Source organism: Streptococcus mitis, from assembly GCF_946188685.1.
Lineage (GTDB): Bacteria > Bacillota > Bacilli > Lactobacillales > Streptococcaceae > Streptococcus > Streptococcus mitis_CC.
The window spans coordinates 1-13,657 of sequence record NZ_CAMHWH010000009.1 but is presented as its reverse complement, the minus strand read 5'-3'; the positions used below and the strand labels follow the sequence as shown (position 1 = coordinate 13,657).

Genomic DNA, 13,657 nt, shown 5'->3' with positions numbered 1-13,657 from the left:
AATAGCGAAAAATTTAAATATCTATTATGGTATGATATGGGAAAGAATAGCTAATAAAGCTGGCTTGTTATACTAGTATAACAAGGATTGACTTACCACTCAATCCTATTCTATTAGCCATCAAAGGAGAAAATGCTATGGGGAAAACTTAAACACTTGACACTAGAAAAATATCATATTTACTTTTAAGGTTATAAGACAATTATCAAAAATTTTTAGAAAAATAGAAATATATAAGGAGTTTTGTTATGAAAAACAGAAAAATGTTGGCCTCTTCTTTACTAGCTGGTGCTTTATTGTCAGTAGGTTATGTAGCTTCTAAACCGACAGAAGTTCACGCTTTAACAGATATGAGTGTCAAGGATACTCAAAATCCCTTGAAAATCACCTTAATACAGACAGATGGAAGTTATACAGTAGATACACTTTTGGTTGACCTGCAAAGAAGTTCTACAACTACTGATAATACAGCTCTTGATTTTGATATAGTTAATGAAGATACCGGTGCACTTGCTTCTTCATCCTTTTTTGGTAGATTTAGAGGAAGTAATAGAATAAAAGAGGGAATTAATATACTCTTAGTAAAAGATGGGAACTACCATCTAGATATTTACAGTTCAGGTGATTTTGGAAAACGTTACTTCGGACGTTCAGAAGTTTTTAGAATCTCTAGAGGTGAATATTCTCCGATTAAAAAGGTAGAGATACCAACAGCAACTGAAACTCCAAAACCAGCTACTAACTCTAGCTCAGGTCAGACTGGCTGGTCAGGTTCTTCTTACTACAAGGCTGGTGTGAAAGTAGTCAATCAATGGATTTTTGATGTTCAGTACAATTCATACTTCTACCTAAATGCTTCAGGGAACTTTGTTCAGAATGCTTGGTCAGGCAACTACTATCTTAAGTCGGGTGGCTACATGGCTAAGAGCGAGTGGATTTACGATAAAAACTATAGTTCATATTATTATCTAACATCAGAAGGAAGCTATGCCCGTAATACTTGGGTAGGTAGCTATTACCTTAAATCAAATGGTAAAATGGCCAAGAGCGAGTGGGTCTATGATAGCAGCTACAGTTCATACTATTACTTAACTTCAGAGGGAAGCTATGCTCGTAATAAATGGGTAGGTGACTACTACCTCAAATCAGATGGTAAGATGGCTGTCAATGAACGTACTCCAGATGGCTACAAAGTAGATGGATCAGGTAAGTGGGTCAAATAAAAAAATAAATTTATACGTAAAAAATAAAACTTTTTGAACTTGGGAGAACAGAGAAAATAATGGAAAAACATGAAAACCAAATGAACGAAGAGGTAACTGTAGAAAAAGTCGAAGATACTGAAGAAGTGACCGTAGAAAAAGTCGAAGAGACTACGGAAAGAATAGAAGAATCAATTAATGAAGTAGTTACAGAGAAGCCTGATAGAGTAGAAGCAATAAAAAAAGATGTATCAACTTTTGTAGATAAAGCTGGAAAACAAATCGAAAATCTAGATATGGATGGTTCGATTGAAAAAATAAAAAAATTATTTGAAACAAAACCTCTACAATCTATCGGGATAAGCCTAGCTATCTTTCTTGTTCTTTTCTTTGGAGTTCGTAAACTAACCAGTGATCCATTAGATGGAACTTATGAAATTTTAACAAGACGTGATCATTTAGTCATGGTGATTAAAGGAAATTCTGGGACCGTCATCTCTGAAGATTCAGACGGAGACAAAGAAAAAAGACTAGTGAAAATTGATAAAAAAAAGAAAGAATTGACAATCACAGACGATAAAGGAAGAGATTTAGGAAAAACAAAATATATGTTAAAAGATAAGGAACTTTATCTTCAAGAGCCTGATCAAACCTTTAACCGAGTAAAATAGACTACACATTCAAAGCTTACCTCAGTACCCTAAAAGTTACTGAGGTAGGAAATTGTATATAGGGAGAATATCAAATGAAATTTAAAAAATTAATAACTCTAGCCAGTTTAGTAGGGCTGATTACCTTCTTATTGCCTGTTGTTTCATCAGGTAATCAATCACTAGCTCCGGTAAGTGAGTATGTAGTTGATTATCTAAATGCTCCTTCCCGATTTATGGTATTTATTGTTTGGTACGGTGCATTTGTAATCACTTTATTATTATCTTTATTTATAGTAAATAGAAGAGTGATAGCAATTATTCAGTCACTTGTCATTATTTTATTAAGTGCATTTAGTTTGTTTATTCATTTTACATTCTTGAAAGAAATAGTTGGTAGAGCACAATTAGGTTACGGAGCTATTCTATATTTCATCTGTGCTTTGATAAATATTTTTGCGGCGATTATGATTATAAAAGGTGATAAAGCTACTAGTAAACGGATTGATTAAATAACTTCTTTTCAGAGTAGTTGGGATGGATGTGCTAGTTATGGCATGTGTTTTAGTAAAATAGAAAAAATGGAGAATGAAGTGGAAGAAAAATCGGTATTATTAGAAAATTTATATAATCTACATAGAGGTATAGATTATATTTATCAAAAACAAAACTATAAGATGAAGTTAGAAAATGATAGAAGGAAAGCTAAACAAATACAAGCTCAATTACAAAATTTATTAGAAAGTAATTCATCTAACAAAATAGAGAAAATGATGAGGCAAAGATATGCAGATATCCAATCTTCAGCAAATAATCTATAATCGTGATACTAAACTAATAGAAACATCTAAAAAATGGTGGAAATTTTGGAAATAATAAAAAATCATAACAATATTTGTACAATAACTGTTATACTTTTATGGAAAAATAAATAATATTTAGGAGTCTCTTATGAAAAAAAGAAATACTTTACTTATCTTAGGCGCACTACTTTCTAGTGTCGGTTTAGCAGCTTGTTCATCATCTATGGATACAAAAGGAAAAGGTATCACTCAATTAATGAACGAAAATCAAGAGAGAGTTTTCTATCTTGTGCACGATTCTAATGATGATGACCTACCTGGAAAAGATGAAGATATAGAATACGTCTATATCACAAAAAGCGGAAAACTGAAAGGGTACCAAATAGACGTAAATTTTCATATGGATGAAGTTGTAGGTAAAAACATCGATGAAGTTAGAAAGTTAGCTGAGGAAAAATCCAAAAAAAATTTTGAAATCGATAAAGTTACAGCTAGGGTAGAAACGGATTCGTCAGGGAATAACACTACAGAAGAACAGATAAAAATATCTTGGTACCAAAATAAAGCAGATTATCGTACTTACAAATCTCTAACCTATGGACAAATCCGTGATAGATACTATGCTGGATATAATTCAGGGCGTTCCAGATCCGACTACAATTCTGCACAACTACTCGTTACCGAAGTTTCTAAAGGAAATGTAATAGACTTTGATAAAGCAGATGGTAAAATTGTAGAAGAAAAAAAATAAACAAATTAAGTATCAAATAAAATTCTTTGATGACATTGTAGCTCTTCTTAGATAAACGATAATCACCAGATTTTAATTTACGTTCTATCTTTTCAAAATCAACAACAGCATTATAATCATCCAACGCTAAATCCAAACGAGTTATTTTAGCTTTTAAATCTAATAACAATTAAAAAAAACTGTTCCAGTCACTATCAATCTTTTGAGCTAAATTTGTGCATCCCTCACCTGTCCAAACATAATTCCTAGACATCGATGAATTAATCATTTTATAGATTTATTCCATGTTTTCTTGACGACAAGAAACCTAGACTGTTTTTATAAATTTCTATTTTAGGTGAAATTTGGTATCCTAAATGGGTTGATTTCACTAATACTCTAATTGATGATGATAATAAACAACTTATTAAAAATTCAGGCATGAGACAGTCTGATTATGATAGACAGATTAAACGTGAACAAGAAATTAAGGAAGAGCAACGGCAGTGTGAAATAGAGATGCAAGAAGCTGCAGGAGCTCTAGTGGCTTTTGGTAGTGGATGGTATCCCAAAGATTACTATTTCATAGAAGCTATAGAATTTTTTATCGGAGCTTTAGAAAATTTCAAAGCTGATAATATGAAGGAACTAGTAAATTTATATGATGAAACAAAATATAAAGAATTACAGTTGAACTATCAGAAAGAAATGCTGCAGTTACAAAGGGAACAATATATTGATACTAAGAAAATGCTTCAAGCATTAAGATACAACAATTATGTTCAAACTTTACAATTACAGCAGTTAGATGGAATTCGTAGAAATACAGAAGAAGCAGTTGATTACTTGAGAAATTTACGTGTTCAAGAAAATCATTATCACACGCATAACCATTACCATCAAAATAATATTTATTAATTTATATAGGTGAAATTAAAATTAGAAATAGTATGAAGAAAATTATAAAAATAATTACCTGTTTGGGTTTGTTTTTCGGCTTATTTTCACTTGTGAATTCAGCCCAAGCCGATAGTACTGATTACAACCAACTATTGCCACAAATTACTGAGAAGTGGGAGAGTAAAAATTTATCAGACAAAGCTAGATACCAAATAGGTTATGCGCTAGTCGATATTGATAAAAATGGGACAGATGAGTTATTAATTGGTCGTTCTTATGATAGAAATTGGAGTTTGTATGCTGTCTATTATTTAAATGAACATACACCAACAAAACTGATTGAAAGTACCTCAGAGGTGCAAAGTATAGGTCGAACATCTATTAGCCTTTTTGGTGATGGAAGTGTTGCTATCAGTGAATGGACTTCGGGCTCTGGACAAGGAGAAACAAAACTTTATCAACTCTCAAAAGAGAACAAAGAAGCGGAGCTTGTTCAAAAAGTCGAATTTGATATGAAGGAAAAAGACGGATTTGGTATTGATTTTTTTGGAAAGTCAAAAATAGACACCTCAACGATTGAATATACTTCTCTAAATCTTCCGATTGTTGGAGATAATATGGATCCTAATCCTCCTATGCCAAAGTCTCTTGTCGATGCTAAAATTGGAGATGAAATACCTCTCCCGTCCGAATTAGTAGGTACTTGGATTAATAAAGAGCCAAATAATGGGACTAATCCTGGTAGAGCTTCATCACTTATTTTAGGAGAGGATGGTAGCTATACTGGAACCTTTAAGGATGCAGATATTAGAGGGAAGGTATCTCGTCTTAAAAAAGTTAGTGAGAATGGATTTATTGTCTTAACAGAAAATCAAGAGAATGATTTTTTCTCTTTAATTGTTGGTTTAGGTGGAGGTTTGCCTCCTGGTCATCGACTCGAACATGGTATGGTACTAGAAGGGCGAACTTTTTATAATGTATTGTGGGTAGTAAAAGAAGGAGAGGAAGACTATTCTAAGCCCACCATGCTAGCAACTTTTGTAAATCCAAATTATGGTCCTAAGAAAGTTGAGAAAAAGGTAGAAAAAGAAGTAGCGAAACAGGATGATACAGTGGCAGAATCAACACAAGATAGTAGTGAGGAGAAAAAGACAGAAGAGAATCTATTTGAAAACATTCCAGTGTTTATTATTGTTGCAGGAGCTGGGCTTGTCCTAGTTGTAATTCTTTCTATATTTTGGTTTAAAAAATAAGATTTTATAAAATCCGCTTGATTTATTAGAGAAAAAACCTCAAGAACTAGGGTTGAAAGCTAGTTCTTGAGGTTTTTAAGTTATTCGATTTAGAGTGATTCTCAACTATCAAACTGGACTTCTTCTAGTAGATAGTCGATAAAGCGTTCGCCCATCTTAGATAGGCTGGTTTTTTCATGCTGGATATAGACCAGCTCAATGGGGTCATCAATATCCAATGGGATAGAAACGATATTGTCTCCGTTGAGGTTGCTGTTCAAAATCCCTGTCGCAATGGTATAACCGTCCAGACCAATCAAGAGATTAAAGAGGGTAGCACGGTCGCTGACTACGATAGATTTTTTGTGGTATTCTTGCGAGAGAATCTCTTCTGAAAAGTAGAAGGAGTTATGAGTTCCTTGGTCATAGCTGAGGTAAGGGAAGTTTTCTAAATCTTCCAGTTTCACCTTGTCTTTCTTGGCCAGAGGGTTGGTCTTGCTGACAAAGATATGCGGTTGGGCGGTAAAGAGATGATGAGCCAGCAGGTGGTTGTCATCCAGCATTTTGGTTAAAACATCACGGTTGTAGCTGTTAAAAAATAGGACACCGACCTCACTACGGAAGTTCTTGACGTCGTCAATAATCTCCCAAGTACGAGTTTCACGAAGGAAGAGCTCGTATTTCTCCATATCACTTTTCTTGAGTAGAGAAACAAAGGCATTGACCACAAAGGCATAGTGCTGGGAGGAGACGCTAAAGAGTTCGCGGTGGGCGACAGGATTTTTATAGCGTTCTTCCAGAAGCTGGGTTTGCTCGACAACTTGACGGGCATAAGAGAGGAACTCCATCCCATCACGGGTCAAGGTGATACCCTTTGGATTGCGGATAAAGATTTCAATCCCCATTTCATTTTCCAAATCTCTCACAGCATTGGAAAGACTTGGTTGGGTGATAAAGAGTTGCTTGGCTGCCTCATTCATGGAGCCAGTTTCGACGATTTTGATAATATAATGTAATTGTTGAATTCTCATGTTTTTATTGTACCACACTTGCGTCAGAATCGCCAAAGAAGATAGGAAAATCAGGGGGAGTGTGTGGGTCTCTGTAAAGTAACTAAGAAGAAAATTCTAAATAATTTAAGAAATAGTGTAAAAAAGTAGCTGAGTAAGAGATTGTTCAGCTGTTTTTTTAATTGAGAACTATAAAAATTTTCCTCGAAAATAAGAAACTTGCACGATTTACTCATTACTTATCCAGTACTAGAGTTTATATTAGTTATTGTAAAGATGATCATCTAAAAGAAGGAAGGAGGCAACCTTATTGCTAAAAATACAAGTCGTCCAGAGATTGATTCTCTAAGTTTCGAGGTTGAAAACCAAGAACTTTCCGGGCAATCAGAAGCTAGTGGTACACAGCTTTTAAAATGACACTAGCAGGTCTCTGTGGATTGTGTTTCACCTATTCCTATGAGTGTACGAGAAATAATGTTCGCTGTTAGATAAAACAAAAGGAAAATTCTAGTGTTTTATTACAAAACATTGACAACATTTTGATTTGGTGTTATATTTACGGGGAGAAATACAAATAAAACAAGACAACTTTGAGATTGATTCTTTGGATTATGGAAATTAATAGCCAAGAATTGGATGGTAAATCTGCTGCTGGGTGGCGTACGACTGTTAGATTAACAGCATAGGGGCGCGGTGATTGGTGATTTACATATTCTTATGAATGTATTTCGCCAAACGTGCGCTGTGGATAAAACTCTCTATTTTTTAACAGGAGGATAAAATGGAAGGAATTATTGGAACACTAGATTTCTATGCACCTGTACTGGTCTTAGGAGTTGTTGTCATAGGGATTGTTTACTTTATGAAAAAAAGAAATGATCGCAAATAATCAACATCGACCGATACCTGAAAAAGGCATCGGTTTTTTATAACTTGAATATATTGCACAAAATACTCATGGCAAACCTTGAAAGAAACCGTATAATGAGAGCGTAATAAAGAAACGGAGGAATGAAATGATGAAACAGCTTATCGTGATAGGATTAACGAAAACATTTGGTCAAGGGGATAATATCGTTCATGCTTTATTAGAGGTGAATTTGTCCGTTGAAAAAGGTGAATTTCTGGCAATTATGGGTGCCAGTGGTAGTGGAAAAACAACACTCCTCAACTGTATTTCAACGATTGATAAACCAACGTCAGGTGAGATTCGATTTGAAGATTTTGACATCATCCATGCCAAGGAAAATGAACTAGCTGACTATCGTGCTAAAAATATTTCCTATATTTTCCAAGCCTACAACTTGGTGGAAACCTTGACGGTCTATGAAAATATTGTTCTACCTCTTCAAATTCAGGGGAAAAATATCAAAAAACATCAGGATAAGATTGAGGAAATTTTGGATAAGTTGGCCATCCAAAACTTAAAAGATAAGTTTCCTAATCAGTTATCAGGTGGCCAGCGACAACGTGTGGCAACTGCTAGAGCCTTGATTGATGATTCTAAACTGATTATCGCAGATGAGCCGACAGGAGCCTTGGACTCTGCCAATTCTGAAAAACTGATGGCGCTTTTGCAGGAAATCAATAAAAGTTTTGGTATTACCATTTTACTGGTTACGCATGACCCTGCCGCAGCAAAGTACTCTTCACGGATGGTGCTACTTAGAGATGGAAAGATTATGGATGATTTGGAACGTAACAGCTTATCTAATGAACAGTATTTGCAAGAGATTTACAGTCGTACCAGATAGGAGGGTGAGAGTATGTATCCAAAATTGATTTTACGAAATGTATTTCGAAATTTACAGACTTATACCATCTATTTTTTCAGTCTGACATTGATTTATAGCTTGCTCTACGCTTTTAATGCTTTACCAAGCCATCCAGTGATGCAAAGTTTATCAGGGGCAAAGGAAATGTTAACGACAGTGATGAGCCAGTACATGGGCTTGCTTTCCTATCTGATTCTATCGGCGATTGCCTTTCTCATCGTTTACGCCACAAATTTTGTGCTGGGACGGCGCAAGAAAGAGCTGGGACTTTATGCAACGCTGGGAATGAAGAAGAAGCAGATTATCCGTACCCTGTTCTTTGAAACCATGCTGGTCAATATCTTTTCCTTGATTCTAGGTTTCTTGCTTGGATTGATCTTACTGGTCATTCTAGCTAAGATTGCATCTGAGTTTTTTATGGCCAATTACTTTGGTAGTCTGCTGTTCTTTGATAGCAAGTCTGTCATCTTACTAGTTTATTCCTATTTGGTAACCAGTTTTATTGTTGGTGTCATGGACATTCTTACCTTTAGAAAGCAAAATATCATTGCACTTATTCAAGAGAATGGGGTCAAGAAATCTGTCTTGGCAAAAGGCAAGCCAGTTCTTCAAGCACTTCTCTTTATTCTTTCAACAGCTGTTATCGGTTTTGGTGCTCTCTATTTTTCAGACTATCACCATCTATCATTCTTGAAAAGCTGGGGTATCTTGCTGGTATCTGTCTTCGTGATTTTTGTGATTTTGTTTTACAATACTTTAAGCCATTTTATCTTGGTTTCCCTTAGAAAACTGCCTCAAACCTACTATAACAAACTAAACAGTTTTAAAGTTCGTCAATTTTCAAAACAAGCTGATAGTAATTCGGTCACGTTGGCTGTCTTATCCTTGACCTTGACACTGGCTCTCAGCTTACTAGTTTTTAGTGGTAGTGCCTATACGACTATGAATCGAGAGCTGAACAAATACTCACCTTATGATGTAACTGTCAATCTCTACCGTGGTAAAGAGTTTCAATTTTCTCAGGAATCTGTCAAAGACAGATTGAAAGCCGATGGCTTTGACTTTAACCTCATCAAAGAGGAGTATAGCTGCCCTATCTATTCTAGTGATTTAACTTATAAAGATTTGATTGATACCAGCAATCTCTGGGAGCATGATAAGAAACTTCCTGAATCAAAAGTACCGATTTTAGGAATTTCTGCCTACAATCATCTCCGCAAACTGCAAGGGAAAAAAGCGGTTGACTTGGCAGAAGACCAATTTCTAGTCAATGCCAATTATAAAGGAACTGCCAAGCAGATCCAGGACTTTCTATCAACGACAAAAACCCTCATGATTAACGGTCATTCTCTCAACCTTGCCTCTTCAAAGCCACTTGAAACAGTTTACTTTTTATCTTCAGTAACTACAAATGACTCAGGAACCTTGATTGTACCAGATAAGGTAGTAGTTGGATTGACGGAAGACCACACGACCTATGTTGCCAATTTCAAAGAAAACATTGACAAACGGAAAGTAGAAACATTCTTGAGTCAGTGGATTGAAAAATACTACTTCACTCGTGATGGAGCAGAGTTGAATTCGTTCGTCTATCAAACGAAAGGAAGAATTTTTGAGATTTATCTTGGATTTATGGGTGTCATTGTCTTTGTCATGATTTTTGTCAGTGTTATTTTTATCATTATTTCCCTCAGTATCTTGTCTCTTCAAACTTCTACAAGTGCTTTGGATAGTGTTAATGATTATCAAATCTTATACCTTCTTGGGAACAAGAGAAAGCAAAATCGCTTTATTCTTTTGCAACAGATTCTAAGTTATTTCTTGGTTCCGCTGGTCATCGCAGGTCCGCTAGCATTTGCCTTGAGTACCGCTCTTTTGGGCTATTTTGAGAATTTCGCTAATACCAGCATTTCTATAGATATCACCTATCTGGGAGTAGCGGTCTTACTATTTGTCCTTTACCTGCTAGTGACTTACAGAGTAAGTTGGGAAATTATTGAAAATTAAGTCAAATACCAGAGTTGCCTATCCGACAATTCTGGTATTGTGTTATAATGATATTAAAGTAGTTCAGGAAGTGGATACATATGAAACAGTTTGTCAAATCGCTCTCGAAAAACTCACTTTTATTGTGGTGGTTGACGATTTTTAATCATCTAGCTTTAATGATTTATATTTATTATAGGATCCCTCTGGACTTTTCGACAGATTTTTCCTTGCAGATGGTTTTATTGCTGATTATTGCTTTAATTGTATTTAGCTATATTTGTAATATTGTGACCTTTCGGTATAGTGAGTTGAAACTTTGGTTGCTCCTGATGATGTTTCTCATTAGCTGGCAATCCATGTTTAATCAAGGAGTTGCGAGCACCCTGTTGCACTTTTTTGATATTCTTCATCCGCTCAACTCTTTTTTATTGGTGTATAGTTCTCTGTCTATTATCTTTCTGGGAGAGAAAATAGGAGAAGAACTGTTGAGTGTGTCCTTTGTGTTGACACTAATCACCATTAGTTCGTATCTGTTAAGTCCTTCAATTTTTCTCTTTCTGTCCTTGTTTGCGTCTTTCTTTTTAAACCTTGTTCCCTTGATTTTACTGATTTTATATCATAAAGAGTTGAAAAGTAAACTCAAGTATCAGAGACGAAATTTGTGGATATTAGCTTTGCTATTGCCTCTTTCTTATTTCTTTTTGTATATCAATACGACGGGCTCAGGAGTGATGAACCTAGTCTGGTATCTGGAAATTGTTGGCATTTTAGCTTTTTTACACTTCAAAACAATTATCAGCTCTCTTCAAAAAAAGGTATCAGAGTTAAAATTGTCCTATATAAAAGCTTTTTCACGCTTGTTTTTACTGGTTATGTTTTTGTTAGTAGGCCTATTCATCATCTTTCGTCTAGATTTAAACACGAGCTTTTTGGTCTTGAATATCATGTTATTATTGTTCGGGATTTGTTCGGAAGAATTGATTCGTCTCTTTCGTTCTGCTGAGATGCTAGATGCTAGGGATTATGTAAAAGTTCTCTTTTTAAAGCGTAACCGTATGGTGAAAAGTCTACTGGCAAATGAAGACACAGAACAACAGTTCTCCGAATTTCTTCACAATGAAATCCTGCAAAATGTGATGGCAATAAAAAATTTCAATAAATATAGTAGCAATCAAGCTTTTGGTGAACAGATCAATCTGGTGACAGAGGAGTTGGTTCAGCGGATTCGTGAGCGGATGGATTATTATCAGCCAATGGTAGAAACAGACGAGCAGTTAGACATCCAGTATCAAGGGCTGATTAATCGTATTGTCAAGCGTTATCACGCAGAAAATGAAGTCGTCACACAGTTTCCTGCCCACTTTAGACTTTTATCTCCTTACGATAAAATTGCCTATCGTCTGGTTGAGGAGTTGGCGACCAATGCCGTTAAGTACGCTAGTGGTGGAAGGATTTCTTTGAAGATTGATGTGCATGATGACGCTATTTTTATAATTTCTGAAAATAACTGCCTTCAAACAGAAAAATCCTTAGGTTATGGCTTGAAAAATATGTCTAATAAAATTAGTGTTTTAGGTGGTCAAATGCAGATTTTTGAAAATAATAAGAGATTTCGTGTAGAAATTACTCTCCCGATTGATAAGGAGTTGTGTTATGAAAATTTTGTTAATTGATGATCATAAATTATTTAGCCAAAGTATTAAGATGATTTTAGAGTTATCGGAAAACATTAAAAAGGTCCAGTTAGTGGATAATTTTTCGACTATTTCGGAGATTGCTTTTAATGACTACGACATTATTTTGATTGACATCAACCTGACGAGTCTGTATCAAGCTGATGGGCTGACCTTGGCACAAGAGATTATTGACAATGGTTGTTCTAGTAAGGTTGTGATTTTGACGGGATACAGCAAAAAGATGTATGAACACCGAGCTAAAGCTATGGGGGCTTATGGATTTCTAGATAAAAGTATGGATCCAGATGAGTTGGTGAAAAAACTGGAAAAGATTTATCTAGGAGGTAAGATCTTTTCAGATGAAGTGATGGTAGAGGTGCTAACACCACGAGAAATCGAGATACTAGAACTGGTTAGAAATGGCTTGACTATTGATGATGTCTGTGACAAGGTCTATGTGAGTAAACGTACAGTTTCCAATCACCTGGCCAATATCTTTTCAAAATTGGGAGTGACTAACAGGCAGGAGGCGATTCACATCGCTGAGCAGTTGGGATATTTCCCACCAGATTAAAAAGTTGCAGAAGATGCAGCTTTTTTAATTTCTGTGCTACTTCTTGTGTGAGTCTCTTCTTGAAAAAAACACAAAAATTTGCTAGAATGAGTCTTATGAAAACATTCTATGATGTGCAGCAATTCCTCAAACGATTTGGTATTATTGTTTATATGGGAAAACGCTTATATGATATTGAACTGATGAAGTTGGAACTCTCTCGGATTTACGATGCAGGGTTGATGGATAAACTAGACTATCTAGAAGCAGAAGCGGTTCTACGCAGAGAGCACAAGGTAGAATTGGATTATATTGAGAAAAATGGAGAAATGAACTAATGGTTACTTGGATTTTGTGGGCACTTATACTGGCAATGTTGGCATGGATGGGCTTTAACTATCTTCGTATTCGCCGTGCGGCTAAAATTGTGGACAATGAGGAATTTGAAGCCTTGATTCGTACAGGTCAATTGATTGATTTGCGTGATCCAGCAGAATTCCACAGAAAACATATCCTTGGTGCCCGCAATATTCCTTCAAGTCAGTTGAAGACTAGTCTTGCAGCCCTGCGTAAAGACAAACCTGTCCTTCTCTACGAAAACCAACGTGCGCAACGAGTTACAAATGCAGCTCTTTACTTGAAAAAACAAGGCTTTTCTGAGATTTATATCCTTTCTTATGGCTTGGATTCTTGGAAAGGGAAAGTGAAGACTAGCTAATCTTATTTCCAAATTAGTCGAATGATAGGATGAAGCTATTGTTTTATAGTATAATTAATTTGTATAAAATTTAAGGAGTTCTTAGAACATGAAAGAAAAGAAGAAAAATCCACTTTTTGTGGGCATCTTGTCGATTATTCTTGGTTTGTTATTTCCGTTGGGAGGTATTGGTTTAGGTATTACCAGTTTATTGTATGCTAACTCACTTCAAAAAGAATCTGGACTAGACTATAAAACAGAAAAAATTATAGCTATTGTAGGGATTGTAGTTTCCGTAATTAATTGGGTTTTAGGATTGATTCTTTTTATGAATTAAGTAGTGTAAAACAAAAAAGCTTTTTTTGAACTGCCCCCCAAAAGTTAGACAGAAAAAATCTAACTTTTGGGGGGCTTTTATTATGAAATTAACTTATGATGAT

At 35.3% G+C, this 13,657-nt stretch carries 17 protein-coding genes; 15 read left to right on the top strand and 2 right to left on the bottom strand.

The genetic code is table 11. The features are described 5' to 3' along the window. Nucleotides 1-248: 248 nt before the first annotated feature. The 7 genes from N8N51_RS08375 to N8N51_RS08345 all read left to right on the top strand — a co-directional run bounded on the left by N8N51_RS08375 (nucleotide 249) and on the right by N8N51_RS08345 (nucleotide 5,538). Nucleotides 249-1,223 carry a PspC-like choline-binding domain-containing protein gene (locus tag N8N51_RS08375; RefSeq protein WP_084946992.1) on the top strand — a complete coding sequence of 325 codons (975 nt, stop codon included), beginning with the start codon at nucleotides 249-251 and terminating at the stop codon, nucleotides 1,221-1,223. 59 nt (nucleotides 1,224-1,282) lie between these two features. After that, complete coding sequence (locus N8N51_RS08370) at nucleotides 1,283-1,873, top strand: hypothetical protein (RefSeq protein WP_084946990.1); 591 nt, start codon at nucleotides 1,283-1,285, stop codon at nucleotides 1,871-1,873. A 74-nt stretch (nucleotides 1,874-1,947) separates the two neighbouring features. Next, nucleotides 1,948-2,364: a hypothetical protein gene (locus tag N8N51_RS08365; protein ID WP_084946988.1), complete on the top strand. Its 417-nt coding sequence runs from the start codon at nucleotides 1,948-1,950 to the stop codon at nucleotides 2,362-2,364. 81 nt (nucleotides 2,365-2,445) lie between these two features. Continuing rightward, nucleotides 2,446-2,673: a hypothetical protein gene (locus N8N51_RS08360; protein ID WP_084946985.1), complete on the top strand. Its 228-nt coding sequence runs from the start codon at nucleotides 2,446-2,448 to the stop codon at nucleotides 2,671-2,673. A gap of 130 nt (nucleotides 2,674-2,803) precedes the next feature. Continuing rightward, nucleotides 2,804-3,406 (top strand): hypothetical protein, encoded by a 603-nt coding sequence (locus N8N51_RS08355; protein WP_084946982.1) that lies wholly within the window; start codon nucleotides 2,804-2,806, stop codon nucleotides 3,404-3,406. Nucleotides 3,407-3,826: 420 nt separating this feature from the next. Next, the gene (locus N8N51_RS08350) at nucleotides 3,827-4,303 is read left to right on the top strand and encodes a hypothetical protein (RefSeq protein ID WP_238395604.1); all 477 of its coding nucleotides are present in this window, start codon (nucleotides 3,827-3,829) and stop codon (nucleotides 4,301-4,303) included. A gap of 32 nt (nucleotides 4,304-4,335) precedes the next feature. Next, nucleotides 4,336-5,538, top strand: a complete 1,203-nt coding sequence (locus N8N51_RS08345) for a hypothetical protein (RefSeq protein ID WP_203180511.1) — start codon at nucleotides 4,336-4,338, stop codon at nucleotides 5,536-5,538. A gap of 101 nt (nucleotides 5,539-5,639) precedes the next feature. Here the strand turns inward: N8N51_RS08345 and N8N51_RS08340 are convergent, their stop codons facing one another. Beyond that, a complete protein-coding gene (locus N8N51_RS08340; RefSeq protein ID WP_042750500.1) occupies nucleotides 5,640-6,548 on the bottom strand; it encodes a LysR family transcriptional regulator in 909 nt (302 codons plus the stop codon). A 760-nt stretch (nucleotides 6,549-7,308) separates the two neighbouring features. Here N8N51_RS08340 and N8N51_RS08330 point away from each other — a divergent pair. The 3 genes from N8N51_RS08330 to N8N51_RS08320 all read left to right on the top strand — a co-directional run bounded on the left by N8N51_RS08330 (nucleotide 7,309) and on the right by N8N51_RS08320 (nucleotide 10,309). Then, nucleotides 7,309-7,416, top strand: coding sequence for a QVPTGV class sortase B protein-sorting domain-containing protein (locus N8N51_RS08330; protein ID WP_020901952.1), 108 nt, complete (start codon nucleotides 7,309-7,311; stop codon nucleotides 7,414-7,416). Between the two features lie 130 nt (nucleotides 7,417-7,546). Further along, nucleotides 7,547-8,281 (top strand): ABC transporter ATP-binding protein, encoded by a 735-nt coding sequence (locus N8N51_RS08325; protein WP_261104036.1) that lies wholly within the window; start codon nucleotides 7,547-7,549, stop codon nucleotides 8,279-8,281. A 12-nt stretch (nucleotides 8,282-8,293) separates the two neighbouring features. Further along, entirely contained in the window at nucleotides 8,294-10,309 is a 2,016-nt protein-coding gene (locus N8N51_RS08320; RefSeq protein ID WP_261104015.1) for an FtsX-like permease family protein, read from the top strand. 239 nt (nucleotides 10,310-10,548) lie between these two features. Here the strand turns inward: N8N51_RS08320 and N8N51_RS08315 are convergent, their stop codons facing one another. Continuing rightward, complete coding sequence (locus N8N51_RS08315; protein WP_261029550.1) at nucleotides 10,549-10,701, bottom strand: hypothetical protein; 153 nt, start codon at nucleotides 10,699-10,701, stop codon at nucleotides 10,549-10,551. Nucleotides 10,702-11,235: 534 nt separating this feature from the next. On the opposite strand from N8N51_RS08315, the gene N8N51_RS08310 reads away from it, so the two are divergent. The 5 genes from N8N51_RS08310 to N8N51_RS08290 all read left to right on the top strand — a co-directional run bounded on the left by N8N51_RS08310 (nucleotide 11,236) and on the right by N8N51_RS08290 (nucleotide 13,554). Further along, on the top strand, nucleotides 11,236-11,964 hold the full coding sequence (locus N8N51_RS08310) for a sensor histidine kinase (protein WP_261104012.1): 729 nt from the start codon (nucleotides 11,236-11,238) through the stop codon (nucleotides 11,962-11,964). Further along, nucleotides 11,945-12,541, top strand: coding sequence for a response regulator transcription factor (locus tag N8N51_RS08305; RefSeq protein ID WP_261104011.1), 597 nt, complete (start codon nucleotides 11,945-11,947; stop codon nucleotides 12,539-12,541). Before N8N51_RS08310 ends, N8N51_RS08305 begins: the two co-directional genes overlap by 20 nt. A gap of 47 nt (nucleotides 12,542-12,588) precedes the next feature. Continuing rightward, the gene (locus tag N8N51_RS08300; RefSeq protein WP_261104010.1) at nucleotides 12,589-12,858 is read left to right on the top strand and encodes a YqgQ family protein; all 270 of its coding nucleotides are present in this window, start codon (nucleotides 12,589-12,591) and stop codon (nucleotides 12,856-12,858) included. After that, nucleotides 12,858-13,238, top strand: a complete 381-nt coding sequence (locus N8N51_RS08295; protein ID WP_000259256.1) for a rhodanese-like domain-containing protein — start codon at nucleotides 12,858-12,860, stop codon at nucleotides 13,236-13,238. Before N8N51_RS08300 ends, N8N51_RS08295 begins: the two co-directional genes overlap by 1 nt. 88 nt (nucleotides 13,239-13,326) lie before the next feature. Next, nucleotides 13,327-13,554 (top strand): hypothetical protein, encoded by a 228-nt coding sequence (locus N8N51_RS08290; RefSeq protein WP_000660081.1) that lies wholly within the window; start codon nucleotides 13,327-13,329, stop codon nucleotides 13,552-13,554. The last annotated feature ends 103 nt before the right edge of the window (nucleotides 13,555-13,657 follow it).

Coding starts and splice junctions, on each gene's coding strand:
- N8N51_RS08375 (WP_084946992.1), top strand. CDS start 249: ATGAAAAACAGAAAAATGTTGGCCTCTTCTTTACTAGCTGGTGCTTTA.
- N8N51_RS08370 (WP_084946990.1), top strand. CDS start 1,283: ATGGAAAAACATGAAAACCAAATGAACGAAGAGGTAACTGTAGAAAAA.
- N8N51_RS08365 (WP_084946988.1), top strand. CDS start 1,948: ATGAAATTTAAAAAATTAATAACTCTAGCCAGTTTAGTAGGGCTGATT.
- N8N51_RS08355 (WP_084946982.1), top strand. CDS start 2,804: ATGAAAAAAAGAAATACTTTACTTATCTTAGGCGCACTACTTTCTAGT.
- N8N51_RS08350 (WP_238395604.1), top strand. CDS start 3,827: ATGAGACAGTCTGATTATGATAGACAGATTAAACGTGAACAAGAAATT.
- N8N51_RS08345 (WP_203180511.1), top strand. CDS start 4,336: ATGAAGAAAATTATAAAAATAATTACCTGTTTGGGTTTGTTTTTCGGC.
- N8N51_RS08340 (WP_042750500.1), bottom strand. CDS start 6,548: ATGAGAATTCAACAATTACATTATATTATCAAAATCGTCGAAACTGGC.
- N8N51_RS08330 (WP_020901952.1), top strand. CDS start 7,309: ATGGAAGGAATTATTGGAACACTAGATTTCTATGCACCTGTACTGGTC.
- N8N51_RS08325 (WP_261104036.1), top strand. CDS start 7,547: ATGAAACAGCTTATCGTGATAGGATTAACGAAAACATTTGGTCAAGGG.
- N8N51_RS08320 (WP_261104015.1), top strand. CDS start 8,294: ATGTATCCAAAATTGATTTTACGAAATGTATTTCGAAATTTACAGACT.
- N8N51_RS08315 (WP_261029550.1), bottom strand. CDS start 10,701: ATGAAGAATATCAAAAAAGTGCAACAGGGTGCTCGCAACTCCTTGATT.
- N8N51_RS08310 (WP_261104012.1), top strand. CDS start 11,236: ATGTTATTATTGTTCGGGATTTGTTCGGAAGAATTGATTCGTCTCTTT.
- N8N51_RS08305 (WP_261104011.1), top strand. CDS start 11,945: ATGAAAATTTTGTTAATTGATGATCATAAATTATTTAGCCAAAGTATT.
- N8N51_RS08295 (WP_000259256.1), top strand. CDS start 12,858: ATGGTTACTTGGATTTTGTGGGCACTTATACTGGCAATGTTGGCATGG.
- N8N51_RS08290 (WP_000660081.1), top strand. CDS start 13,327: ATGAAAGAAAAGAAGAAAAATCCACTTTTTGTGGGCATCTTGTCGATT.